The organism is Methylobacterium sp. NMS14P (genome assembly GCF_028583545.1).
Classification (GTDB): domain Bacteria; phylum Pseudomonadota; class Alphaproteobacteria; order Rhizobiales; family Beijerinckiaceae; genus Methylobacterium.
The window spans coordinates 2,914,572-2,939,657 of the sequence record NZ_CP087106.1 but is presented as its reverse complement, the minus strand read 5'-3'; the positions used below and the strand labels follow the sequence as shown (position 1 = coordinate 2,939,657).

The 25,086-nt window shown below is 68.6% G+C and carries 23 protein-coding genes and 1 riboswitch; of the genes, 19 read left to right on the top strand and 4 right to left on the bottom strand.

Annotation, left to right across the window (positions count from 1 at the left end):
• Nucleotides 1-186: 186 nt before the first annotated feature.
• From LOK46_RS14135 to LOK46_RS14095, 9 genes are all read left to right on the top strand, one after another.
• A complete protein-coding gene (locus tag LOK46_RS14135) occupies nt 187-1,068 on the top strand; it encodes a helix-turn-helix domain-containing protein (protein WP_273564346.1) in 882 nt (293 codons plus the stop codon).
• Between the two features lie 160 nt (nt 1,069-1,228).
• The gene (locus LOK46_RS14130) at nt 1,229-3,520 is read left to right on the top strand and encodes a TonB-dependent siderophore receptor (protein ID WP_273564345.1); all 2,292 of its coding nucleotides are present in this window, start codon (nt 1,229-1,231) and stop codon (nt 3,518-3,520) included.
• Between the two features lie 3 nt (nt 3,521-3,523).
• Complete coding sequence (locus LOK46_RS14125) at nt 3,524-4,384, top strand: alpha/beta hydrolase (RefSeq protein WP_273564344.1); 861 nt, start codon at nt 3,524-3,526, stop codon at nt 4,382-4,384.
• 71 nt (nt 4,385-4,455) lie between these two features.
• Nucleotides 4,456-5,487 carry an ABC transporter substrate-binding protein gene (locus LOK46_RS14120; RefSeq protein ID WP_273564343.1) on the top strand — a complete coding sequence of 344 codons (1,032 nt, stop codon included), beginning with the start codon at nt 4,456-4,458 and terminating at the stop codon, nt 5,485-5,487.
• Entirely contained in the window at nt 5,484-6,536 is a 1,053-nt protein-coding gene (locus LOK46_RS14115) for a FecCD family ABC transporter permease (protein ID WP_273564342.1), read from the top strand. The genes LOK46_RS14120 and LOK46_RS14115 overlap by 4 nt, the downstream gene beginning before the upstream one ends.
• A 22-nt stretch (nt 6,537-6,558) precedes the next feature.
• Nucleotides 6,559-7,347, top strand: coding sequence for an ABC transporter ATP-binding protein (locus LOK46_RS14110; RefSeq protein WP_273564341.1), 789 nt, complete (start codon nt 6,559-6,561; stop codon nt 7,345-7,347).
• 295 nt (nt 7,348-7,642) lie between these two features.
• The gene (locus LOK46_RS14105; RefSeq protein ID WP_273564340.1) at nt 7,643-9,883 is read left to right on the top strand and encodes a TonB-dependent siderophore receptor; all 2,241 of its coding nucleotides are present in this window, start codon (nt 7,643-7,645) and stop codon (nt 9,881-9,883) included.
• 43 nt (nt 9,884-9,926) lie between these two features.
• Nucleotides 9,927-10,205, top strand: a complete 279-nt coding sequence (locus LOK46_RS14100) for an iron transporter (protein ID WP_273564339.1) — start codon at nt 9,927-9,929, stop codon at nt 10,203-10,205.
• Nucleotides 10,202-11,770 carry a PepSY-associated TM helix domain-containing protein gene (locus tag LOK46_RS14095; RefSeq protein WP_273564338.1) on the top strand — a complete coding sequence of 523 codons (1,569 nt, stop codon included), beginning with the start codon at nt 10,202-10,204 and terminating at the stop codon, nt 11,768-11,770. The genes LOK46_RS14100 and LOK46_RS14095 overlap by 4 nt, the downstream gene beginning before the upstream one ends.
• Before the next feature lie 405 nt (nt 11,771-12,175).
• On the opposite strand, the gene LOK46_RS14090 is transcribed toward LOK46_RS14095, so the two are convergent.
• Complete coding sequence (locus tag LOK46_RS14090; protein WP_273564337.1) at nt 12,176-12,757, bottom strand: peroxidase-related enzyme; 582 nt, start codon at nt 12,755-12,757, stop codon at nt 12,176-12,178.
• An 82-nt stretch (nt 12,758-12,839) separates the two neighbouring features.
• Nucleotides 12,840-13,769 (bottom strand): AEC family transporter, encoded by a 930-nt coding sequence (locus LOK46_RS14085; protein WP_273564336.1) that lies wholly within the window; start codon nt 13,767-13,769, stop codon nt 12,840-12,842.
• A 118-nt stretch (nt 13,770-13,887) separates the two neighbouring features.
• On the opposite strand from LOK46_RS14085, the gene LOK46_RS14080 reads away from it, so the two are divergent.
• The 4 genes from LOK46_RS14080 to LOK46_RS14065 all read left to right on the top strand — a co-directional run bounded on the left by LOK46_RS14080 (nt 13,888) and on the right by LOK46_RS14065 (nt 17,421).
• Nucleotides 13,888-14,781, top strand: coding sequence for a LysR family transcriptional regulator (locus LOK46_RS14080; RefSeq protein WP_273564335.1), 894 nt, complete (start codon nt 13,888-13,890; stop codon nt 14,779-14,781).
• A 263-nt stretch (nt 14,782-15,044) separates the two neighbouring features.
• On the top strand, nt 15,045-16,334 hold the full coding sequence (locus LOK46_RS14075; RefSeq protein ID WP_273564334.1) for an MFS transporter: 1,290 nt from the start codon (nt 15,045-15,047) through the stop codon (nt 16,332-16,334).
• Between the two features lie 9 nt (nt 16,335-16,343).
• Entirely contained in the window at nt 16,344-17,069 is a 726-nt protein-coding gene (locus tag LOK46_RS14070) for a phosphatase PAP2 family protein (RefSeq protein WP_273564333.1), read from the top strand.
• A gap of 175 nt (nt 17,070-17,244) precedes the next feature.
• On the top strand, nt 17,245-17,421 hold the full coding sequence (locus LOK46_RS14065) for a hypothetical protein (RefSeq protein WP_273564332.1): 177 nt from the start codon (nt 17,245-17,247) through the stop codon (nt 17,419-17,421).
• Nucleotides 17,422-17,452: 31 nt separating this feature from the next.
• Here the strand turns inward: LOK46_RS14065 and LOK46_RS14060 are convergent, their stop codons facing one another.
• A complete protein-coding gene (locus tag LOK46_RS14060) occupies nt 17,453-17,710 on the bottom strand; it encodes a hypothetical protein (RefSeq protein WP_273564331.1) in 258 nt (85 codons plus the stop codon).
• On the bottom strand, nt 17,710-17,982 hold the full coding sequence (locus tag LOK46_RS14055; RefSeq protein ID WP_443192887.1) for a PepSY domain-containing protein: 273 nt from the start codon (nt 17,980-17,982) through the stop codon (nt 17,710-17,712). Before LOK46_RS14055 ends, LOK46_RS14060 begins: the two co-directional genes overlap by 1 nt.
• A gap of 486 nt (nt 17,983-18,468) precedes the next feature.
• Nucleotides 18,469-18,677, top strand: a riboswitch (cobalamin riboswitch).
• Between the two features lie 119 nt (nt 18,678-18,796).
• Between LOK46_RS14055 and LOK46_RS14050 the strand changes: the two genes are divergently transcribed.
• From LOK46_RS14050 to LOK46_RS14025, 6 genes are read left to right on the top strand one after another with little or no spacing between them, the layout of a single operon-like run.
• Nucleotides 18,797-20,767 (top strand): TonB-dependent receptor plug domain-containing protein, encoded by a 1,971-nt coding sequence (locus LOK46_RS14050; protein ID WP_273564330.1) that lies wholly within the window; start codon nt 18,797-18,799, stop codon nt 20,765-20,767.
• 8 nt (nt 20,768-20,775) lie between these two features.
• Nucleotides 20,776-21,609: an ABC transporter substrate-binding protein gene (locus LOK46_RS14045; RefSeq protein WP_273564329.1), complete on the top strand. Its 834-nt coding sequence runs from the start codon at nt 20,776-20,778 to the stop codon at nt 21,607-21,609.
• Nucleotides 21,606-22,652 (top strand): FecCD family ABC transporter permease, encoded by a 1,047-nt coding sequence (locus LOK46_RS14040; RefSeq protein WP_273564328.1) that lies wholly within the window; start codon nt 21,606-21,608, stop codon nt 22,650-22,652. The genes LOK46_RS14045 and LOK46_RS14040 overlap by 4 nt, the downstream gene beginning before the upstream one ends.
• Entirely contained in the window at nt 22,649-23,464 is an 816-nt protein-coding gene (locus tag LOK46_RS14035) for an ABC transporter ATP-binding protein (protein WP_273564327.1), read from the top strand. Before LOK46_RS14040 ends, LOK46_RS14035 begins: the two co-directional genes overlap by 4 nt.
• Nucleotides 23,442-24,407: a DUF6925 family protein gene (locus tag LOK46_RS14030; protein WP_273564326.1), complete on the top strand. Its 966-nt coding sequence runs from the start codon at nt 23,442-23,444 to the stop codon at nt 24,405-24,407. The genes LOK46_RS14035 and LOK46_RS14030 overlap by 23 nt, the downstream gene beginning before the upstream one ends.
• 11 nt (nt 24,408-24,418) lie before the next feature.
• Nucleotides 24,419-24,949: an AAA family ATPase gene (locus LOK46_RS14025; protein ID WP_273564325.1), complete on the top strand. Its 531-nt coding sequence runs from the start codon at nt 24,419-24,421 to the stop codon at nt 24,947-24,949.
• The last annotated feature ends 137 nt before the right edge of the window (nt 24,950-25,086 follow it).

The window sequence follows — 25,086 nt, the reverse complement described above, 5'->3', positions numbered from 1 at the left end:
TCGCACCGCATCGCGTTGTCGTCTCTACTAAACGTCGCGCTTTCAGACGGCGCCGGGCGGGACGCTGGTCAGTCTCGTCGCGAAGATGTACGGATGCGTCACGAACGATGTAGGGGAAAGCTAAATCTTATTTGTTATGATTCTAGATCGACTGCACTTCGGTCATCATGACTGCGCGCCGAGTCCATGACTGACGTCTCTCATAACATCCTGCTTCCGAAACGATTCACGACGCTGCTCGGCGGCGACATGATCGTGTCGACGGGGGAGACCGAGTTCCAAGAGGAGAAGCGCGTCCTGACCCCGTTCAAGCGGGGTCTAACCGCCGCGATTACCCTCGAGGGACGGATGTCCTGCCGGATCGACGATCGCCCGCCCATCGCGGTCGAAGCCCCCTCCGTGAGCCTGGTCCTCAGCGCGTCCGAGCACCGGCGCGAGCAGGTCTTCGCGGCCGGGCAGACTTTCCGCTACGCCCTCGTCTACCTCTCGGCCGGGATCGTCGAGACGCATGTCGGCGTCCCGCTCGCGGCGCTGTTGGCGCAGGTGGTCGAGCTTGGGGGGCGGCACGGACCCGTCTTCATCACCGCGGCCGCCGACCAGGCCGTCCGCTCGCTCGCCGCGCAGATCATGGTGTGCCCGCTCCGCGGGTTCGCCCGCGACCCGTTCCTGCTCGGGAAATCCCTGGAACTTGCGGCCTACGCGCTGGAGCGGTGCCTGCCCGCGCCCGATGCGTCGGAGGCCACCGGCGGTCTTTCCGCGAGCGAGGTCGAGCGCGTGACCGACGCCCGCGACATCCTCGTGCGCTGCCACGCCGAGCCGCTGAGCGTGCCGCGGCTCGCCGCGGCGGTCGGCTTGAACGCGAAGACCCTCGGGATTGGCTTCCGACGCCTGTTCGGGACGGGCATCCCGGAGTTCCTCCAGGAATACCGGCTGCAACTCGCCTACAACATTCTCGCGACTGGAGAGGCGGGTGTCGCCGAGACCGCCTACCGGGTTGGCTACACGCCCGCCTATCTCTCCACGCTCTTCCGCAATCGTTTCGGCCTATCGCCACGCGAAATGCGCTGATCACAGATCCGAATTATTCCAGATCACATCGAAAGAGAAAGCCGCGATCTCGAAAGTCATGGGAATTGCTCAGCTTAGCCTTCGATCCGTATGACCGGGGCCTGCCCGAGCGCTCGAAAGCCTTCGACCGCACCGGCGTGACCCAGCGGGACGGTAGGTCGTGTCGAAGTTCGCCCATCGCCGCCGCGAGGCTTGGCCCTCGCTGCTCCTCCTCGGCGGCGCGCTCGCGTCCGTACCGACGAGCGCCGTTCAGGCTGCGCCGACCTCGGCGGCGCAGGCCGCCGAGGTCGAACTCGATGCGCTGTCCGTCGAGGGGGCCGGCCAGAGCGCCCTCGCCTCCGTCGGCTACGCGCCACCGATCACCGCCACCGGCACGAAGACCGCTACGCCGATCGGGCAGACGCCACAATTCATCACGGTCGTGCCGCGTGCGCAGATCGACGCGCAGGCTTCCGTTACGGTGAGCCAGGCCCTGCGCTACGAGCCCGGCCTGGCCGCCGAGACGCGCGGCGGCAACCGCTCGGACAGCGTCTTCGTCCGCGGCTTCGGCGGCTTCGGCGGCAATGCCAACTACGTGCAGTTCCTCGACAACCTGCGCCTGCCCAAGGGCGTCAACTACGCGATCCCCTCGGTCGAGCCCTACCTCCTGGAGCGCATCGACGTCATCCACGGGCCGGCCTCGGTGCTCTACGGCCAGTCCAACCCCGGCGGCCTGATCAACCTCGTGAGCAAGCGCCCGCTCGCCGTGCCCTACAACGAGGTCTACACCCGCCTGGGCAGCTACGGCCGCGTCGAGAGCGGCTTCGACCTGAGCGGCCCGGTCGATCCGGAGGGGCATCTCCTCTACCGCGTGGTCGGCCTCGGCCGCGACACCGACAACGCCGTCAAGGACAGCCCCGACCAGCGCGCGATGATCGCCCCGATGCTGACCTGGCGGCCCGACGGCGCGACGACCCTCTCGGTCCAGGGCCTCTACCAGCGCGATCCCAACAGCTTCCAGTCGAACTGGATGCCGGCCCTCGGGACGTTGATCCCGACGGCCTACGGCCGCATCCCGTACACCTTCCAGGTCGCCGATCCGCGCTACAACAGCTTCCGGCGCGACCAGGCGGCGCTCAGCTACCAGTTTGAGCACATCTTCGACGATACGTTCGCGGTGCGGCAGAACTTCCGGTACTTCCAGCTCGACACCGACTTCAAGGCGTTCTCGGTGCCGGCGAGCGGCACCGTCTACGCGCCGGCGGTCCAGTGCGGGGGCCGAGCCAACCTGTGCCTCGCTCGCACGCCGCAGCGCTACGTCGAGAGCCTCGACGCGGTCGCCCTCGACAACGAGGCCGAGGCCCGCTTCTGGACCGGCCCGCTGAAGCACACGGTGCTGACCGGGCTGGGATACCTCTGGACCGGACCGACCGCCCGGTACGGCACGGGCGCGACGGGCTACGTCAACACCCTCGCCAACCCCTCCTACGGCGCGTTCGCCATCCCCGGCCGCACGACCGAGCAGCGGCAGGACAACAGCCAGCTCGGCATCTACGGGGAGGACCAGATCGAGTTCGGGAACTGGCACCTGCAGGCGGGGGTGCGCCACGACTGGGCGCGCAACTGGTCCAAGACCACGACCCTGTCGACGGGCAGATCGATGATCGCGGAGACGGACAGCGAGGCGACCACGGGCCGCGTGGGCCTGCTCTACCAGTTCGAAAGCGGGCTGGCGCCGTTCGCCGACTACGCCACCTCGTTCGAGCCGCAGGCCGGCACGGGCTTCGGCGGCACGGCGTTCAAGCCGACGACGGGCGAGCAGGTCGAGGCCGGCGTAAAGTACCAGCCGCCGGGGGTGGACGCTCTCGTCCAGGTCGCGGCCTTCGACCTGACTCAGTACAACGTCCTGACCACCGACGCCGCTCACGCCAGCACCAATACGGCGGTGACCGGGTGCAGCAGCACGGTCTGCCAGGTCCAGACTGGGGCGGTGAACTCGAAAGGCGTCGAGTTCAGCGGCAAGGCCTCGCCGCTGCCGGGCCTCGCGCTCATCGCCTCCTACGGCTACGCCGATGTCCGGGTCACCCGCAGCACCGTGGTGACGGGCGGGGTCGCGGTGCAGGGCAAGCGGCCGATCGGCGTGCCGGACCAGACCATCGCCGGTTGGGGGGACTACACCCTTCAGAGCGGGCCGCTGCGCGGCTTCGGCTTCGGCGGCGGCCTGCGCTACATCGGATCCTCCTACGGCGACGCGGTCAACTCGGCCGCCTACAAGGTGCCCGGCTACCTCTTGGTCGACGCGCAGGTGCACTACGATTTCGGGGCGCTGAGCCCGTCGCTCCGGGGGCTGACCGCGGCCGTGAACGCCACCAACCTGCTCGACAACCACTACGTCTCGGCCTGCGCCTCGGCCAACCAGTGCTTCTACGGCACGAGCCGCACGGTCCTCGCCACCCTCTCCTATCGGTGGTAGGCGATGCTGACCCGACCCGAATCCTTGTTCCCAGCCCGCGTGCGCCTGCCCAATACCGAGAGCTGGGATATCCGCTCCCGGGCGGGGCGCGCCTACCGCATCTTCCTCGCGTGGCCCGACGCCGAGCCGCCACCCGGGGGGTGGGACGTCGTCCACCTCCTCGATGGGAACGCGTGGTTCGGCACATTGGTCGACAGCCTGCGCATGCAGGCCCGGCGGCCTGAGGTAACCGGAGTGCGCCCAGCCATCGCCGTGGGCATCGGCTACCCGACCGACGAGGCCCTCGATGTGGACGGCCGCCGCTACGACCTCACCCCGCCGTGCCCGGATGGCGCCGACCCCGCGGGAGCCCCGTCCGTCGGGGGCGCCGACGCCTTCCTAGCGTTTCTGACCGACGAACTCGGCCCGATGGTCGATGCCCGGTTCGGCCTGCGCGCGCCGCACCGCGCCTTGTTCGGCCACTCGTTCGGCGGCCTGTTCGCACTCCACGCGCTCCTGACGCGGCCGGGGGCCTTCGCGGCCTACGCCGCCGCGAGCCCTTCGCTCTGGTTCGACGGCGGGGCGCTGCTGCGGGCGGCTGCGGCCGCCCGGCTCCCGGCCTCGGCCGCGGTGATGATCACGGCGGGGGAGCTGGAGGAGCGTTCGCCCCGTGGGACCGGTGGCCCGCGACGCGGCGCCGCCCGAGGCTCGGACCGCGCTATGATCGGCAACGCCCAGGCCATGGCCGAGCGCCTGCGTAACCGCGCGGCGGGCCCCCGCGTCCAGTTCCACATCTTCCCCGGCGAGAATCACGTCTCCGTGGTGCCGGCCGCGATCAGCCGGGCATTGCCCTTCCTCCTCGCCCGCCCGGCGGCGACGCGGTGAGCCCCCGCTGCCTCGCCTGGGCCGGCCTCCTCGCCGCATTTGCCCTGGCCGTCCCGGCCATCGCGGCCCCTGTGACGGTGATCGACGGCCTCGGCCGCAGCGTCACCCTGGCGGCGCCGGCCCGCCGCATCCTGCTGGCGGCTGGCCGCGACCTGCCGGCCCTCGCACTCATCGACCGGGACACCGTCGGACGCCTCGTGGGCATCGGGCGCGATCTCGGACGGCAGAGCCCCGACGTTCACGCGGCCTACGCGCGGCGTTTCCCGGCGCTCGCCGCGGTGCCGACGGTCGAGGCGGGACCCGGCGGTTTCCCCGCCGAGCGCGCGATCGCGTTGGCGCCCGATCTCGTGATCCTCGGCCGGGCCCAGGCAGGCCCCCTCGACGCCGACGGGAGCAATGCGCTGCTGCGCGCGTTGGCGGCCGCGGGGATCGCAGCCGCCGTGATCGACTTCCGCGAGCACCCCATGCGCGACACGGCTCCGGCGATGCGCGCGCTCGGCAACCTGCTCGGGCGGGAGCGCGAGGCGGAAGCGTTCATTGACTTCGTGGCGGGCCATGTTGCGGCGGTGGCCGAGAGGCTGCGCGGCGCGCGCGCGGCCCCCGCCGTATTCCTGCACACCCACGCCGGGGCGATGGCCTGTTGCTTTTCCCCCGGCCGGGGGACTTTTGATGACGACATCCGCGCCGCGGGCGGGGCCAACGCCGCGGCCCTACTCCTGCCGGGGGCCACGGGCCAGGTCAGCCCTGAAGCGCTCATCGGCCTCGACCCCGCGGTCTACATCGCCACCGGCGGCGCGTACGGCTCCGGGCGGGGCGGGCTCGCCCTCGGCCACGGCATCGACCGAGAAACGGCGCGCACCTCGCTCTCCGCCGTGCTGCGCGCACCGGGCCTCACCGGGCTGTCGGCCGTGCGGGCTGGCCGAGCCTACGGGCTCTGGCATGGGTTCGGAGCCTCGCCCGTAAACTTCCTTGCCGTCGAGGTCATGGCCAAGTGGCTGCACCCGGAACTCATGGAAGGCATCGAACCCGAGGCGACCCTCGCCGAGATCAACGCGCGCTTTCTCGCGGTGCCGATGGCGGGCACCTACTGGATCGACCCATGACCGCCGGCCTCCCCGCCACGCCGGACCCGGCGGCGGCCTACGCCCAGACGCTGCGGCGGCGGGCGGTCTGGCTGGCGTTGGCGATCCTCTGCGTCGGGCTCGCGTTCCTGCTCGACGTGGCGACGGGCCCCGCCATGCTGCCGCCGGGGCACGTGCTGCGCGCGCTGCTCGACCCGGCGGGCGTCACGCCCGCCGAAGCGGCGATCGTCCGGGCGGTCCGGCTGCCGCCCGCGGTGACGGCGCTGCTGGTCGGCGCGGCCCTGTCGCTCGCGGGCACCGAGATGCAGACGGTCCTCGACAACCCCCTCGCGAGCCCCTTCACCCTGGGGCTGGCCTCGGCCGCCGCCTTCGGCGCGGCGCTCTGCATCGTGGCCGGCATGGGCCTGCCGTACCTGCCCCAGGCGTGGGTCGTGCCGGCCTATGCCTTCGCGTTCGCGCTCGCGGCGGCCCTGCTGCTCCAGGGTCTGTCGCGATTTCGAGGCGGGCGCGACAGCGTCGTGCTGTTCGGCATCGCGCTGTTCTTCAGCTTCAACGCCCTGGTGGCCTTGCTCCAGTTCGCCGCGACCGAGCAGGCGCTGCAGCAGCTTGTTTTCTGGACGATGGGGAGCCTTGGCCGCACGGACTGGGCGCAGATCGGCGCGCTGGCCGCGATCCTCTCCATCATCGTCCCCCTGTCGCAGCGCTCGGCCGCAGATCTGACGGCCCTGCGCTTCGGTCATGAACGCGCGCGCACCTTCGGCATCGACGTCAGCCGGCTGCATCTGGCCGCCATGGTGCGGATCAGCGTTCTGACGGCGGCGGCGGTGGCGTTCGTAGGGACGATCGGCTTCGTCGGGCTGGTTGGGCCGCACCTCGCGCGGCTGCTGGCCGGTGAGGACCATCGCTTCCTGCTCCCAACGAGTCTGTGCACCGGCGCCCTGCTGCTCTCGCTCGCCTCCACCGCGAGCAAGCTTCTCGTACCCGGCACGATGCTGCCGATCGGAATTGTGACCGCGCTGATCGGGGTGCCGTTCTTCATGATCCTGATCGCGCGCAGAGTGGCGTCATGACGCCATGCTGTGAGATTGCGCCATGATGCCCGATGGGTCGGCGGGGCTCGCGATCGCCGACCTGCGGGTGGGCTACGGCCGGCACGCGGTCCTGCGCGGGTTGACGCTGCCGATGATACAGCCTGGACGACTCACGATCGTCGCTGGGCCGAATGGCGCGGGCAAGTCGACGCTCCTGCGCGCGCTCGCTGGGCTCGTTCAGGCCGCGGGCTCGATTCGGCTCGACGGCCGCGAGATGGTCGGCGCCCCGGCGTCCCGCCGAGCGGAGGGCGTGGCGTTCATGCCGCAGGCGCTGCCCTCCGATCTCGCCTTCACCGTGATGGAGGCCGTCGTCCACGCCGCCAGGGCGGGCAAGCCGGCGCACGGCGCGCCAGCGCCAGTCCAAGCGGCCGCCGTCCTCGATCGGCTCGGGCTCACGGCGCTCGCCCAGACCCGGCTCGATCGGCTGTCGGGCGGACAGCGCCAGTTGACGAGCTTGGCCCAGGCGCTCGTCCGGCGCCCGCGGCTGCTACTCCTCGACGAACCGCTCAGCGCGCTGGACCTGCGCCACCAGCACGCCGTCCTCACGGTCCTGCGCAGCCTCGCCGCGGACGGCCTGATCGTGGTGGCAGTGCTGCACGACCTCAGCCTCGCCGCGACGTGGGCCGATCGCGTCGTCCTGATCCATGGCGGGGGCGTGGCCGCCGACGGGCCGCCGGAACGAGCCGTCACTGCGGCGACGCTGGCGGAGGTGTACGGCGTCGCCGCGACGGTGCGCCGTGGCAACGATCGCTCCACCAGCATCGTCGTGACAGGACTCCTCGACCCGTAGCCGATCGTAAGACGCACGGTGCCGCGCCCTAAGGCAACGCCTCCCACGCGTGAGTGCCGCGAAGCAGCTGTGCTGTTTCGGCCACGACCCACAGCCCCTGCCATTCCTGGCCTTGCACGCGTTCGTGATCGCGCCTATCCCGCCGACAGAAACGTTAAGCAAAACAGTAGTTTAGCTTATTTCTAATCTGCGATCTGCATTCCCGCTGGGCGTCCTCCCGGCGAACGCGGGCGGCTGCCCGCAGCGCGAGAGAGACACGGTGTTCATGCGTCGAGATCAGGCACAACGAGGCACCGTGCGTGCTCTCACCCTCGCGGGCGTCTCGCTCGGCATCCTGATCCAAGCCCTTCCGTTCAGGCCGATCGCCATCGGTGCCGCCCAGGCGCAGGACGCGACCCCGCCGCGCCCTCGGGCGCGCAACCCCGCCGATCAGACCGTACAAGCCGGAGTCGTGCTGGAGGAGTTGAGCGTCACCGGCCAAGGCGGTGGCGGACGCCGCCAGGAGGATCCGCTCGGCCCCATCGACGGTTTCGTGCCCACCCGATCGCTGACCGCGACCAAGACCAATACGCCGCTGATCGAGACACCGCAGTCGATCACCGTCATCGGGCGCCAGCAGCTCGACGCGCAGCGGGCCCTCACCGTGCCCGAGGCACTGAAGTATGTGCCGGGCGTCTACGGTGGCACCTATGGCCCTGGCAGCCGGATCGACTTCTACCTGATCCGCGGCTTCACCGCGCAGGACACCGGGCTATACCTCAACGGCCTACAGCTTCTGCAGTACGGCAACGGGACGTTTCAGGTCGATCCGTTCGGTCTGGAGCGGATCGAGGTCCTGCGCGGGCCGGCGGCCGTCCTGTTCGGACAAGGCGGACCCGGCGGCCTCGTCAACCTGATCAGCAAGCGGCCGCCGCTGGAGGAACTGCGCTACGTCGAGGCTGGCGGCGGCTCTTACGGGCAGAAGTATCTCGCCTTCGACGTCGGCGGCCCGGCCGACGCGGAGGGGCACTGGTTCTATCGGCTCACCGCCCTCGGCCGCAACGGTGGCACCCAGCTCGACGGCACCGACGACAACCGTGGCTACATCGCCCCGTCGTTCACCTACAAGCCAGACGGGGCGACCACGTTCACGGTCCTGACGAGCTTCCAGCACGATGAGACCGGCCGCATCGGCGGCTTCCTGCCCTACGTCGGCACGGTGCGTCCGCAGGCCCTCGGCCTGCGCATCCCGCTCAACGTCAACATCAACGACCCGCAAGCCAACCGCTTCCGACGCACGCAGGCCTACGGCGGCTACCAGTTCGAGCACGTCTTCGACGAGGTGTTCACCTTCCGGCAGAACCTGCGGTACTCGTTCACCCAGGGCTACGACAACACCCTGATCTCCGGTAGCTACGTCGCCGGCACGAACCAGACGGTACTCAACCGCTATCGCTCGCAATCCTCTGGCCGCGAGAACCTGTTCAACGTCGACAATCAGCTCGAAGCCCGCTTCGACACCGGACCGTTCCGCCACACGATGCTGTTCGGCCTCGACTACAAGCAGGCTCAGCTCGACGGCACCAGCGCGCGCAGCTCGACCACCGCGAACCTGCCGGCGCTGCGCATCAACTTCCTCGCACCGGTCTACGGGGTGCCTACCCCGATCCCGACGCCCTTCAGCGTCACGGGCACCTCCTTCCAGCAGCTCGGCATCTACGCCCAGGATCAGATCCACATTACCCCAGAGCTCAGCATCATCGCCAGCGGGCGGGGCGACTTCACCGAGAACGACGTCCTCAACAAGCTGACGAGCCGGACCACCGAGCAGCGCGCCAACGCGGCGACCCAGCGCTACGGCATCGTCTACGACTTCGACTTTGGGCTCGCCCCCTACCTGAGCTACGCGACGTTCTTCAACCCGGTGATCGGGACGGACTTCTTCAGCCAGCCGTTCAAGCCGGAGACGGGCGATCAGTACGAGGCCGGCGTGAAGTACCAACCGCCGGGCTCGCAGCTTCTCGCCACCGCCGCGGTGTTCGACCTGATCCGCACCAACGTGTCGACGACGGACCCGACCAACATCAACAACACGATCCAGATCGGCGCGGTGCGCTCGCGCGGCGTCGAGCTGGGGTTGCAGGCCAACGTCACGCCCGACTTCAACATCACCGCGTCGTTCACGAGCTACGACCTGAAGACGGTCGCGGACGGCTCGGCCGCCAGGATCGGCAAGACCCCGGTCAATACCCCGCAGACCCTGGCCTCGGCGTTCGCGGACTACACGATCCCGACCGGACCTCTGGCTGGCTTCGGCTTCGGCGGCGGCGTGCGCTACATCGGCATGTCCTACGCCTCGGTCGACAACTACTTCACCGTGCCGGAGGTCGTGTTGTTCGACGCACAGGTGCACTACGTGCGCGACGGCTGGCGCTTCGCGATCAACGCCACCAACGTGGCCGATCGGCACTACGTGGCGTCCTGCATCTCGACCGGCAGCGGGTGCTACTACGGTGACGCGCGCCGGGTGATCGCCAGCGCGAGCTACAAGTGGTGACGCGCTCGTCGATCTTCGCTTCGCAGCGAATTGCTTCTCGGTGATGGCCCGCACCCGTCTCGCAGTCGCCGCCCGGATCGCCCTGGCGGTCTTCGCCGGCTATGGTCTGGCAGGTCTCGCCACCGCGGCGCTGGCGCTCGGCCTGCCGATGAGCCGGGCCGACGCTGCGTCGACGGCGACGATGTTGAGCTTTGCCGTCTACGCCGCGGCGGTGCTGTGGACGTTCGGGGCCCGCCGCCTCGCGACCGCCGCGCTGGGCCTGCTGCTGCCGGCCCTCGCGCTCGGCGGCCTCGTCTGGGCACTCCACGGAGGAGCTGGATGAAGGCGACGTTCCGGCAGTCGATGGCGTGGCTGCACGTCTGGTCCGGACTCGTGGTCGGCTGGGTGCTGTTTGCAGTCTTCCTCACCGGCACCTTAAGCTACTACCGCACTGAGATCTCGCAGTGGATGCGGCCGGAACTCCACGCCGGTCACGCGGTCGATGTCCCGATCGCCGCGGAGCGCGCCGTTGACGCCCTACGCGAGCGCGCCCCGGACGCGCGGGCCTGGTTCATGACGCTGCCGACCCCTGAGATCCCCGCGACCCGGATCGTGTGGCGCACCGCCCCCGGAGCCCCGTTCTCGGTGGCGCTGCTCGACCCGGCTACCGGTGCCACGCTTCCCGCGCGGGACACCCGCGGCGGCGATTTCCTGTACCGGTTCCACTACGAACTCCACCTGCCGCCCCTCTGGGGACGCTGGATTGTCGGCGGCTGCGCCATGGTGATGCTGATCGCCCTGCTCAGCGGGATCGTCACGCATCGGCGGATCTTCGTCGACCTGTTCACCTTCCGGCCTAACAAGGCACGCCAGCGCGCGTGGCTCGACGCGCACAACGTCACCGGCGTGCTGGCGCTGCCGTTCCACCTGATGATCACCTACACCGGTCTCGTCACGCTGATGCTGCTGTACATGCCTTGGGGGGTGGACACGGCCTACCGCGGTGATCGCGAGCGATACTTCCAGGACCGCGGCCAGACGATTGCGGCCCGTCCCCCGAACCACGCCCCGGGGACGCTGGCACCACTCGGACCGATGATCCGCGAGGCGATGCGCCTCACCGGGTCGGAGGCGACCTTCATCGCGATCCACAATCCCCGCGACGCGCGGAGCACGGTGCTGGTGACGATGGACGAGCCCGAGGGCTTGGCCCATCTCCACCCCGCGGTCGGCTTCGATGGCGTGACCGGCACCTTCCTCGCCACGACCATGCCGGCCAGCGCCGCGACCACCGTGCACGGGACGTTGGTCGGCCTGCACGAGGCGCACTTCGCACGCTGGCCGCTTCGCCTGCTGTTCTTCCTGTCGGGCCTGCTGGGCTGCGCCATGGTGGCGACCGGCCTGGTGCTATGGACCGTCGCGCGTCTACCCAAGCCCAACTCTGCGGCGCGAATGCCGCTGGGCCACCGGCTCGTCCACGCGCTCAACGTCGGCACTTTGGCCGGCTTGCCGGTTGCCGTGGCGTGCTACTTACTGGCCAACCGGCTGCTGCCCGCTGCGATGCCTGCCCGTCCTGAGGCCGAAGTGCAGGCTTTCTTCGCCGGGTGGTTGTTGACGGCCCTTCCAGTCGTGTTCCTCGCGCCGGCTCGGGCATGGACCGTCGCGCTGACGACCGCCGCCGCCGGGTTCTTCGCCATCCCGATCGTTGGCGGCGTCACGACAAACCGTCATCTCCTCACGAGCTTGCGCGAGGGCGACAAGGTGTTCGTAGCCTTCGATACCACCAGCTTCTGCGTTGCGGTCGGGTTCGGGTTCGCCGCTTATGCTCTGGCCAACCGTCGAGCTGCCCCGCAGCGAATGGGAAAAGACGCTCTCCAGGCAGGTATCGGATCACGGTCGTCGGTGTGAAGGCGATGCCAGTGTCTAGCTAGGGGGTAAGCACTGCAACGGTGCAGCATCGCCTAGCGCCACGTCTGCTCACGGGCACGGGCCAAGATGTTTTGAACGACCGAGATGGGCGCCCAGCCGAACGTCCGGTTCTGCGCGCGCCGCCGTATTGGCGTGACGGAGTCTGTCCGTAAGCGGCCTGTCTGCTTCGGAGATCGTCCGCGGGAACAGCGGCCGGCCTGCTACCGACCCAACCCAGCCGCCTGGATCGCCGCGTGCGTTTCTCCAAAGCGGTCATTCGCCGGACCTCTGGCAACTTCGGCTGCGGGTGGATTGCAGAAATTGGCCTGCCGCCCGGAAGCAGACGCTCCGTCGTGCGCCCTTGAGCTATCCGGACAGCCTCGCAATGCTGCTGGAGCGGGTCTACTACGCGCGACCTAGCATATAGAACTCCTGATTAGGCCGAAGGCTGGTGAAGTTGGCCAGCCGGTTGGACATGCCGAAGAACGCCGAGATGGCGGCCATGTCCCAGATGTCGTCATCGCTGAACCCATGTTCGCGCAGCGCCATGCTGTCGGCCTCACCAATGAGATGCCCCTGCTGCGAGACCTTCATGGCGAACTCGATCATAGCCTTCTGGCGCGGGGTGATGTCCGCCTTGCGGAAGTTCCCGGCTACCTGATCGGCGACCAGAGGGTTCTTGGCACGGATGCGCAGGATCGCGCCGTGTGCCACCACGCAATATTGGCACTGGTTGACGGCGGAGGTAGCGACGATGATCATCTCGCGCTCGGCTTTTGTCAGCCCGCCCTCCTTGTCCATCAGGGCGTCATGGTAGGCCATGAATGCCCGGAACTCGTCAGGCCGATAGGCCAACATCAGGAACACGTTGGGCACGAAGCCGGACTTCTCCTGAACCGCCAGGATGCGCGCTCGGATGTCCTCGGGCATGTCCTCGATCGATGGCACGGGATAGCGGCTGACCGCTGCGTGTTCTGTCTTCGACATCTTGTTCCTCCTGTGATGGTTTTTAGCCGGGATTAGAGCCGCCAACCTCTACGGGCCGTGCGGTGATGATGCGGGATCGCCGTCAGAACTGCACGACCGCGTTGAGGCCGATCAGCATCAGCGGGATCGCGGCCAAGGCGAGGATGGTCTGTGTCGCCGTGATGCCCGCCATCAAGGGAGCATCTCCTCCAAGCTGGCGCGCCAAGATGTAGGCGGACGAGGCGGTCGGCAGAACTTGGAAGAGGAGCGCGGTCGTCAGGGCTGGCCCTTTCAGCCCCGTCAACATGGATACCAGAACGGTCGCGACGGGCATCGCCAGGAACTTCGCGACGGACGACGTGATGACCGGCCTGACCCACTGGCGCGCGGCGCTGAATTCCAGTGCTGCCCCGATGCAGAGCAGGCCGAGCGGTAGTGAGGCTGCGCCCAGGGCCTTCATGGCAGGCTCCAGACCTTGCGGGATGCTGAGGCCAAGTGCCTGGAAAGTGATGCCGCCGAGAGAACCGATGACCAGCGGGTTTGTCGTCACCTGCTTGAGGATGGCGGGGCCGGTCATCTGAGCAGCGCCATGCCGGGCGAACACCATCACGCAGAGGATGTTGACGGTCGGCACGATCGCGGCATTGCAGATCGCCGCCAATGCGATGCCCTTCGCCCCGAACAGACCAGCGGCCAGAGTGACACCGACATAGTTGTTGAAGCGCACGCTCCCCTGGAAGACCGACGTGAAGGCCGGGCCGTCCACCTTCATGAGGGGCCGCAGCCCGACGACGAGAGCCGCGACGAGGATGGTCGAGAGGATCAACGTCAAGGCGAGTTCGCCGACAGGCAGCGCCTCAAGCTGCGCGGTCGCGAGGCCGTCGAAGAAGAGGCATGGAAGCAGGACGAAGTAGCCGAGCCGCTCGGCCTGCGGCCAGAAGCTGCGATCTAGGAAGCGACGCCGCCGTAGCAGCATCCCGAGCGCGATCAGGATGACGATTGGCAGGAGTGCTTGGAGGACAGCGATGGTCATGCGTGGTCCGGGGACGATCGTCTAGTAGTCCACCTACCAGCTTGCTGGATCGAGGAAAAATTCTTAAATCTCTGCAATTCGATGAAAAAAACTCATCGCTTGAGCCGATCATCACGCCATGTCGCTTCGTGCCCTGCGGACCCTGCACGCCATCGCCCGACACGGGTCGTTCGCTCGTGCCGGGGAGGTTGTTGGGCTGACGCAGTCCGCTGTGAGCTTGCAGATCAGGGCGCTGGAGAAGGAGTTCGGCGCGCAGCTTTTCGATCGTTCTCGCCGGTTGCCGCGGCTAACTCCGGCAGGCCAAATCGTGCTGGAGAAGTCGGCTGAAGTTCTGGCGCTCTACGACCAGATCGCATCGGCATTGAGCGACGAGCAGTCCCTCGCCGGACGCCTCAAGCTGGGGGTCATTCACACCGCGCTGTCCGGCGTCGTGCCAGACGCACTGGCTGCGCTCAATCGATCCCACCCCCGTGTTCGCGTTCAGGTGACCGCCGGGATGTCAGTCGGACTTGCCCTACAGGTCGCGGCTGGGGAACTAGACGCAGCAGTCACGACGGAGCCTGTCCGTCCGCACCCACAGAACCTGATCTGGCGGTCGCTCTATGAGGATCACTTCTGGCTCGTCGCGCCTCCTGGTCACGAGGATCGAAGCCTGCGTGAACTCCTGACGGCGCTGCCCTTCATTCGCTTCGACAGCCAAGCTTGGGCCGGTCGGGTGATCGACCGGGAGTTGCGGCGCATGCGGCTGGAGGTGCAGGACGAGATGGTTCTGGATAGCCAAGAGGTGATCCTGAAGATGGTCGAGAAGGGGTTGGGAGTCGCGGTCATCCCGCTCTCCGACGACGCTCGCGCGAACCTTGATCTGACCTGCCTGATGTTCGGCGAGCCGCAACTCACGCGGCAGGTTGTGCTTCTGGAACGTCAGGACAGACCTGTTGAACGCTTGACCGCGGCGTTCTCTGATGCGGTTACAAGGACGGCAAGGACCTCCGGCAGCTTGGCGTCGCGCTGAAATTCCGCGGGCGGGCAACCTTAAAGCCGACGTTCTGAACGTCCGAGAAGGATCGTGAACCGGCACGGAGGCGATGTCCGCTTCCACCGATTGCTCCTCGAAAGCTGACCGGCGGAAAACCACCCCGAGCGGTCATACGGCTAGCGACCCGCCCGTGATTACTGGGTCGAGCATGGCCGCAAGTCGTTCATGCCCACGGGTGGCTCCCTCATTCGGTTTGGTTCGGCGACGCCCTAGGTGAGCTGGAAAGGGAAGCCGACCACGTGGAGCAGGACAGCGGCGAGGACGACGGGCAGCCTGCCGCTCAGGTGCGGAAGCCCATCTTTAGACCTCTCGACCTCCTGAATTTCCTGCTGATCGATGTGAACGGGGCGATCAAGCCCTACCTCAACGTCTACCTCTACGTGCATCGCGGTTGGGACGACGCCTCGGTCGGGCTTGTCGGCACGGTGTCGGGCATCGTCGGCATCGTGGCGCAGACGCCCATCGGGACAGCCATCGATGCGGTGCGCGACAAGCGCGTGATCCTGCTCGGCGCCTTGGTCGCGCTCTCTCTTGCCACGCTCCTCGTCGCGCTCTTCCCGCAATTCTGGCCCGTGCTCGCAGCCTCCTGTGTGCTGGCCGCCGTTGGGGGCATGCTGAGCCCGGCCATCGCGACGCTCACGCTCGGCCTATTCACGGCCGACAAGCTCGCCCGGCGCTTCGGCCGCAACGCCGCGCTGGAGCGGACCGGGAACGTCGCCATCGCCATTCTGATCGGGCTGGTCGGCTGGCTGTTCCCGGACCGGGCGGTCTTCCTCCTGGTCCCGGCCTCCGCCATCGTCTCGGCCGCGGCGCTCTACTCCATCCCGCGGGGTGCAATCGATGCGCGCCGGGCCCGCGGCGGCGGCGAGGACGACGGGGAGCAAGCCCCGGCCGGGTGGCGGACCCTGCTGACCTGCCGGCCGCTCATGATCTTCGCGGCCTGCGTGGGGCTTTTCCATTTCGCCAACGCGCCGCTGCTGACCCTCGTCGCGCAGGAGATCGGGCAAGCGCGCCCTGACTGGTCGTCGGTCATCGTCTCCGTCTGCATCGTCGGAGCGCAGACGGTGATGGTGCCGATGGGGCTCATCGTCGGCCGCCGGGCCGAGCGCTGGGGCCGCAAGCCCCTCCTCGTGATCGGCTTCGCCGCGCTGCCCGCCCGGGCCCTGCTCTACCTCGTCTGGCGCGACCCGTACTGGCTGATCGCGGTCCAGTGCCTCGACGGCGTCGGTGCCGGGCTGCTCAGTGCGGTGAAGCCCCTGGTGATGGCCGACATCACCCGCGGGACCGGCCGCTACAACGCCGCCCACGGCCTGATCGGGACGGTGCAGGGCGCGGGCGCTTCCCTGTCATTCGTCATCGCCGGAACCTTGGTCCAGCAGGCGGGGTTCGATGCGGCCTATCTCGCGTGCGCTGCCGTCGCGGCGGTCGCGCTGGGGGTGCTCGTGGTGCTGCTGCCGGAGACCGCCCCCGGGAAGCGTTGGGTCGGCCCGGCGGCGTGGCTGCGGGCGTTGCGACCCGGCAATGCATGAGGTGGGACGGTGAAACATCTGGTGGCCATTGGGGGGCGTAAGCGGTTCACCGCGACGCTGGCCGTGCTCCTGTCCCTCGCCCTGCCCGCCGCCGCCGGGACGCTGCACAGCACCTACATCGACCCGGCGGCGATGACGCTCCAGCGCGTCCTGCCGCCCCCGCCTGAGGCCGGCACGGAAGCGGCCAAGGTGGACATGCAGGCCGTGGAAACTGCCGTCCGCGCTCGTACGCCCGACGACGAGCGCCGCATCACCGCGAACCTGCCGTGCACCCTCGACCGCTTCACCGGGGTTCTCGGACCGACCTTCACCACGGAGACGATGCCGGACACCGCGGCGCTTATCGAGCATGTGTTCCAAGACGGCGAACTCGCCGTGCTGGCGGCCAAGGCCGCCATCGCCCGGCCGCGGCCCTACACGGTGAAGCCGGACCTCGCCACGTTCGGGCATCGCTCCGACAGCACGTCCTACCCGAGCGGCCACGCCACGTTCGGGTATCTCGCGGCCACAGTGCTGTCGCGCCTCGTGCCCAGGAAACGTCAGGCGCTGTTCGCGTTCGCGGCCTCCTACGGGGAGAACCGGATGATTGCCGGCACCCATTTCCCATCCGACCTCGAAGCCGGGAAGATCGCTGCGCCCGCCATCGCGGAGGTGCTGTTCCGCGACCCTCGCTTCAAACGGGATCTCGACCGGGCGACCGCGGAAATCGCGGCCCAGGGAGTCTCCGGTCGTTAAGACGAACGCCGCTTCGGTCAGGATCACGAAGGCGGGAGCCGGGTTGCGAGGTCAGCCCACGTGTCCATCTGCGATTCCAGGCACCCCGGGCGTCCGCGCGCCCTTCGTCGCCGCATGCACTTACCCCGGAGACAGGCCGCTCGACGTCCGAGCCCCGAACGACAGGAGACCGACCATGCACTACGTCACCAAGGAGAAGGCGGCCGAAGGGCACTTCATGGTCAAGGTCGCCGGTCGGCCCGTCATCGAGACCTGCGAGAAGCGTCAGGCCAAGAAGCTCGTCCGCGCGATCAGAGGCCTGCGCCACTTGAAGAAGGCCAAGAAGCAGGCTGGAGCCTGGCGGCTGTACTGAGTACCGGGTGGTAGGGCCGGGGGCTGGCTCGTCAGACGAGCCGCATCTCGCCCGGCTTGAGACCCAGGCTCCGTGTCAGGTCCCGCGAGAGGGCACCGACAACCTCGGTCTCCATGCCGTCCTCGGTCAGTACGTCCACGTGCGCAAGCGCGGCCTCAGCCGAGGTCGCGACCACGGCGTAAACGCGTATCGCCTCGCGCTTCCGGCGCACGGCAACCAGATACGCCGTGCGCTTTCCCTTCTTGCCGCCGCCGACCTCAGCGGTGGCGAATTGCCCGGCCTTGCCCATCAGTCCTTATCGGGCTTTTCCTTGGTGATGGCGCCCGTCTTGGGATCGACGTGGAACTCCATCTTCACGCCGTTCTTCATGCCCTCGCCTTCCCAGTGGCCGTCGTCAGCCTCCAGTTCGGTGATGCTGGAGTAGCCCGCATCCATCAGCTTCTGCTTGACCTGCTCGGCGGGCATCCAGTCGGCCCCGGGCTTGTCGCTCTTGGCGATGGCAGGGCCTGCCAAGCACATGGCCATGGCCAAGGCGATCGGGGCAAGGGTCCGGGATTTCATTAGCCGCCTCCATTCCAGCAATGCCCGTCAACGGACAGCGCGAAGGACGGTTGCCCCACGTCGGCCGTGAAGCCAGAGCAGGCATGCCCGTCGGAATGACCGGGATGTCCCGCCCGGTCTGGCCACGCCGCGGCGAGCGAGGGTAACAGCCTGCGATAGGAAAGCAGGCTGGGATATGCTGATAGAGTCCATCATCGGAATGACGCGCCGCCGCTGGCAGGCCGAGCGGCCGTTCGAGGGCCATACGAAGGAAAGCCTTCATCGCAAGCTTCGGAGCCCGGCCGTACGAGATGCCGTGAAGGAGCAGCTGCGTCGAGAATTGGCGCTTCGAGAGCGGGATCCGATCTCGACCTAGGACGTCTAAAGCCTACCGACCCTAGTTCTTGGTATTGTCGGCTAGGCGATATCGCGGCAACGAGCGACCCGTCCCGGACGCCACACATCTGAACAACGTGTTTCCATGCGTTGACGGATGGACGCATCGCAGCCTAGCTTGAGCGGGACGGTTCCCCTCGGGGATCAAAAGGGAACGCGGTGAGGCCACGCCCGTGAGGGCTCGACCGATGCCGCGGCTGCCCCCGCAACTGTAAGCGGCGAGTCCTTCATCACGACGTCACTGGGCGGCCTCGCCCGGGAAGACGATGAGAGGGCGACGACCCGCGAGCCAGGAGACCTGCCGTCAGCCGTGGTCACACGCGGAGCTTGCCGGGCGGGGTGTCCTGGGAGGTGTCGCGGCGGCGTGGTTCCTTGGAGGACGCGACCGCCGAGGCCTCGTTCGCGGTGACGTGCCACAGCCGTCCCCCGAGGCCGTCCCGTGTCCTGTTCCGTTCCCTCCGCGCTTCGGCGTAGCTTGGCGCTGTCATGCGCCGCATCCGCGCTGCTCGTCTCCATTCCCGCCCTCGCGCAGCAGGTCGCCGCGCCGTTCGCCGATGCCCAGGGAGGCGCACAGGCGTCGGTCTCCCTGTCCGAGATCTCGGTCTCGGCCACGGGCGTGCCGACGCCGATTGCCAACACAGGATCAAGTGTCACCGTGCTCACCGACCGCCTGCTTCAGGAGCAGCAGCGCCGGACGGTGCCGGATGCCCTCCAGCAGGTGCCCGGCCTCAACGTCGTGCAGACCGGCGGCGCCGGCGGCCAGACCTCGGTCTTCATCCGCGGCACCAACTCGAACCACGTGAAGGTCCAGATCGACGGCATCGACGTCAACGACCCGTCGACCCCGAACCGTGCCTTCGACTTCAGCCAGTTGCAGACCTACGACCTCTCGCGGATCGAGATCCTGCGCGGGCCCCAGAGCGGCCTCTATGGCGCAGACGCCATCGGCGGCGTCATCTCCGTCGTGACCAAGCGCGGCGAGGGACCGGCCCGGGCGACGGCGACCGTCGAGGGCGGCTCGTTCGGCACGTTCAACCAGTTCGGCAACATCTCCGGCTCGGAGGGCATCTTCGACTACTCGGTGTCGGTCGGCCACATCCGGCAATCCGCCGTCCAGGTCACGCCGTTCGAATTGCTGCCTCGCGGGGTGCCGTTGCGGACCGCCTTCACCGACATCAAGACGGTCTCGACCAAGCTCGGGGCGCAACTCACCGACGAGTTCCGCCTCAACTACGTGCTGCGCTTCTCCGACAGCACCTATCTCGACCAGGCCGACGGCGGCTTCCCGTACGTGCCACTGCCCTACCGGAACCTCAACGACCAGCAGCAACTGATCATGAGGGGCGAGGCCGAGTGGACGCCGGTGCCCGGCTTCCACAACGTCTTCGGGGCGAACTACTCGAAGTTCGACCGCCTGTTCGCCGGCCCGCTCGACCCGCTCGCGCCGCCGACGCCCACCACCTACCTCGGGGAGCGGACCCGGTTCGATTACCGCGGCGACTGGCAGGTCTCACCCGGCAACCTCGTCCTGTTCGGGGCACAGCGCGAGGACGAGCGCTTCGAGACGACCGGCATCGACCGATCCAACGGCAACACCGCCGGCTTCGCCGAGCTTCAGACGACACCCTTCGCGGGAGCCGCGCTGGTCGCCAACATCCGCCACGACGCGAACGACCAGTTCGGCGGCGCGACCACCTTCCGGGTGGCGCCGAGCTACATCGTGCCCGGCACCGAGACCCGCCTGAAGGGCAGCGTCGGCACCGGCTTCAAGCCGCCGACCCTGAGCCAGCTCTATCAGGACTATCCGGGCTTCCGCTTCTTCGGGAACCCGAACCTACGGCCGGAGGAAAGCTTCGGGTTCGACGGCGGCTTCGAGCAGCCGCTGTTCGACGGCTTCATGACCGTGGGTGCGATCTACTATCAGACCGACTTCAAGAACCTGATCCAGACGGCCTACTACCCGACCTTCTCCACCAACGTGAACGTCGGCCGTGCGACCGCCTTTGGCACCGAGAGCTTCGTAGCCCTGCGCTTCAACGAGTTCTGGAGCGGGCGGCTGGACTGGACCACCACGGTGACGAAGGACGAGATCGCCCACCAAGAGCTGCTGCGTCGGCCACGCAACAAGGTCAGCGCGACCGCGATCTGGAACCTGATGCCGGGCTTGACCATGACCGGCACGCTAATCGTGTTGGGGTCGTTCGTGGACGGCAATCGGGACTTTTCCGTACCCCGCCTGAAGGCCCCCGGCTTCACGCTGGTGAACCTCTCGGTCAACTACGCCTGGAGCGAGACCCTGACGGTGTTCGGGCGGATCGATAACCTGTTCGACCAGCGCTACCAGAACCCGACCGGCTTCCAGGGTCCGGGGCTCGCCGTCTACGGCGGCGTCCGCGTGACGTCGTTCTGAGGTCGCCGATGCCTTCGCGCCTCGTGATCACCTTCGCGGCCATGATGTCCGCCGTACCCATGGGCGCGGCGGCGGCACCCGTGCGGGTAGTCTCGATGAACCTGTGCGCCGACGAGCTCGTCCTGCGGCTGGCCGACCGTGACCAGGTTCTGGCCGTCACCTACCTCGCCCGCGACCCGCGCGGGTCGACGGTCGCGACCGAGGCGGTCGGGCTGCCGGTGACGCGGGGGCTCACCGAGGAGGTCGTGGCCCTGAAGCCCGATCTCGTCATCGCCGGTGCCTTCACGACACGCTCCACGGTGGGCATGCTCAAACGCGTCGGCGCCCCCGTGCTCGAACTCGGCGTGCCGGCCGACCTCGACGGCGTCCGCGCGCAGATCCGGCAGGTCGCGGCGGCGCTCGGCCATCCCGAACGGGGCGAGGCGATGGTGGCGACGCTTGATGCGCGTCTTGCCGCCATCGTGCCGGCTAGGCGGCCTCTCCGCGCCCTGGTGATGCGCCCGAACGCCTTCACGGTGGCACCCGGCGGGCTCGGGGACGCGCTGATCCGCGCCGCCGGCCTCGTCAACGTCTCGGCCGAAATCGGGCGTGACCGTTTCGGGCAGGTGCCCCTCGAAGCGGCGGCGCTGGCGAACCCGGACCTGATCGTCGTCGACGAGGGCGCACCGGGCTCGCCTTCGCTCGCCGACACACTCCTGCACCATCCGGTCTTTCGGGCTCTCGCGCGGGCACACCGGACGGTCGACATCCCGAACCGTTTCTGGACCTGTCCGGGGCCGCAGGTCGCGGAGGTGGTGGCGCGCCTCGCCGACGCAGTGAATACGCAGGCACCTCGGCCATGAATGCGCCGGTCACCTCGCTCCGTCCAACGGACTCCCGTCGCCTCGGAACGCCGCGCGCCCGGCGAACCGTCATCGCCGTCTTGGGGCTCACCACCCTCGCGCTGACGCTCGCCTCCATCGCCATCGGCTACGCACCCTTCGACGTGCCCGCCGCCTTCGCGGACCTCGTTACCGGTCGCACGACGCTTCCGGCCCTGGTCCTGTGGGAGCTTCGCATCCCGCGCGCCCTGCTCGGAGTGCTGGTTGGCTTCAGCCTCGGCCTGACCGGCGCAGCGCTGCAGGGCTACCTGCGCAACCCGCTCGCGGACCCGGGCATCCTCGGCATCTCCTCCGCGGCGGCGCTTGGCGCGGTGGTCGTGTTCTATGGTGGCTTCGCCGCTACCGTGAGCCTTGCCCTACCGCTCGGCGGCATCGCGGGCGCCGGCGTGGCCGCGCTTCTCCTCAACGCGCTCGCCGCCCGCGGCAGCAGTACCCTCGGGCTGATCCTCGCGGGAGTCGGGCTGTCGAGCTTGGCCGGGGCACTGACCGCGCTGGCACTGAACCTCTCGCCGAACCCCTACGCGGCCCTGGAGATCGTGTTCTGGCTGATGGGCTCTCTCAGCGACCGTAGTCTGGACCACGTGCTCCTGTGCCTTCCGCTGATGGCTGTCGGCTGGGCTCTCATGCTGTCGACAGGCTCCGCCCTCGACGCCCTGACGCTTGGCGAGGACACCGCCGCGAGCCTCGGGGTCGGCTTGGTGTCCGTGCGCCTGCGTCTCGTCACCGGTGCGGCCCTGGCTGTCGGCAGCGGGGTCGCGGTTTCGGGTGCTATCGGCTTCGTCGGCCTCGTCGTGCCGAATCTGATGCGGCCCCTTGTTGGTGCTCGCCCCGGCGCGTGCCTGCTGCCGAGCGGCCTCGCGGGGGCGGTCCTGGTCCTCGCGGCGGATATCGGCGTGCGCCTGCTCGCCACCCGGCCGGAACTCAAGCTCGGCGTGGTGACCGCTCTGGTCGGGGCGCCATTCCTGATCGTGCTGCTCCTGCGCAGCCGCGGGAGGCGGGCATGAGCTTCGGCCTGCACGACACCCAGGTGACGCTGGATGGACGGACCATCCTCTCAGACATCGGTCTCACCCTGGAGCCCGGCCGCTTCGTCGGGCTGGTTGGCCCAAACGGAGCCGGCAAGACCACACTCCTTCGTGTTCTGGCGGGGCTCATTGTCCCGACGCAGGGTCAGGTCACCCTCGACGGCCGTTCGTTGTCCGGCTTGGCCCGCGAGGAGCGTGCCCGCCGCATCGCCGCCCTGTTCCAGGGGACCGGCGTCGGCTGGCCGATGACGGTTCGTGAGATTGTGGCGCTCGGCCGGCTGCCGCACCGTCGTGCGTTCGCATCCCTGGCCGAGGCCGACGAGATTGCGGTGGCGCGGGCTATGGCGCGGACAGACATCGCCCATCTCGCAGCCCGAGCCGAGCCGACCCTTTCCTCGGGAGAGCGCATGCGCGCGTTGCTCGCCCGGGCGCTCGCGGTCGCGGCGCCGTGGCTTCTCGTTGACGAACCGGTCACGGCCCTCGACCCCGCACACCAACTCGACGCGATGGCGCTTCTGCGGGGCGTCTCCCGGGACGGCACCGGCGTCGTCGCAGTGCTCCACGACCTAACGCTCGCGGCCCGGTTCTGCGACCGCATCGTCGTGCTGGCCGGTGGCCGCCTCGTCGCGGACGGCACCCCGGAGGAGGCCCTGACCGACGTCATACTGACCGAGGCGTTCGGGGTCAGGGCCGAGCGGGGCTGGGCTTCGGACGGAACCCGATACATCCTGCCCTGGGCGCGGTCCGGGGCTCAGACGGAGGAACGCGATGACGTCACCACCACGGGCTGACGCGGTCACGACCCTGCTGCGGGACGCACTAGCCGACCCCGGCACCGCCTGGAGCCTCGGCAGCTTCGGGGCCATCGCCGAGTTCATGCGCGATCCCGACGAGGCGGTGTCGCCGCTGCCGGACGGGCGCATGGGTCTGGCGACGGAGCGGGGCGCCATCGCGCTCGCTCCCAGTCCCGACCTGCGTCCGGTGGCCTACGAGACCGCCATCGCGACCGGCTGGAACCACGCCGTCGCCCTTTGCCTGCCTGAGGCGAACTGCGGGATGAACCGGCGCGGCGTGGTTACGGAACTCGGCCCGGACCGGGACGCCGCCCGCGAACGGGACCGCGACGCTATCCTGTTCGATCTGGGCCTCGGCCTTCTGGCGGTCGATGCCTGCGTGCGCACGAGCGACCCGGAGGCCATCGCCTGTCTGCGGTCCGGCGTCGGACTGCCGCTGTTCGACCCTGCGAGCCCCATCGGTCGCCAACTCGTCGCGCTGAGCCCCCACCGGGTGTTCATCGCCCGGGTCGGCCGCATCGAGGTCTATGCCCCGATCCCGGGCCCTGGCGGCACCAGCCCGGAGGGACCTCACACGCACGTCCTGCCCAAGCTCCTGCGCGGCGGCCGCACTCATGCGGCAACCACCCCGATTCTGCCAGGCTGGGTTCCCTGTGCCGGCATTCATCCGGCTCACCCCTACAAGGACATGATGGGCCAGAGGATCGCCTTCGACGTGGCCCGGCACGACGCCTTCCAGACCCTCCTCGACCGGTGGGGTGATCCTGATTTGCTCGCGGCTAAGCGCGGCTGGGGGCTCGGGCCGGACAGCCTTGTGTCCAACCGCCACGCCCAGGCCGCTCGCCGCGTCGCCGAGGTCCAAGCACGCTATCTCCGTGGTGACACCGTCGAGGCCGACCCCGAGATCGATGAGGACGAGGATGTCGCCCACCATGCCTAATCCCGCTCTTCATGGACGATGAGAGATACCCGCGCCGGCAGAGGGTGATCGGGCTGATCGGATGCCCCGGCGCCGGCAAGACTACCTACGCGCGCCGCTACGACCCGCTGCAGGGCTGGGTGCACCTCACCCTCGACGACCTGCGCCAGACATTCTGGCCGCCGGACCGTCACGTCTACTGGCAGGTGCGCCGGAAAGGTTGGGACGACGAGGCGCGCGGGCTCCTTCATAACGTGAAGGTCGCCGCTCTGGATGCGGCCCTGGCGGCAGGGTTCAGCGTGGTGATGGCCGACACCCACCTGACCCGCGAGGTGTTCGAGGCCGAGCTTGAGGTCATCGAGCGATGCAGTCTCTCGGTCGAGTGGAAGGTGTTCGACCTTTCTTGGGAGATGCTCCTCGCCCGCAACGAGGCCCGCGGTGGGATCGCGCCTTCCCACCGTCAGCCGGAAACCGTCCTGCGATTAGCTTACGATGCTTTCCGAGCATCCGACGCCTGGTGGCGCTCGCTACCTCCGGATCAGGTCGAGTTCATCGGACCCTGATGCATGCCGACCTCGCCCAGGGCTGTTCGCTCTCGTTAGCTTCAAGGACAATATTTTTTGTCGTCCTACGTTGGCCAAGGACGCCGTCCCGCGGCCCGAGACCAGGACACCGTCCGTCAGACACCGTCCGGCGTTGT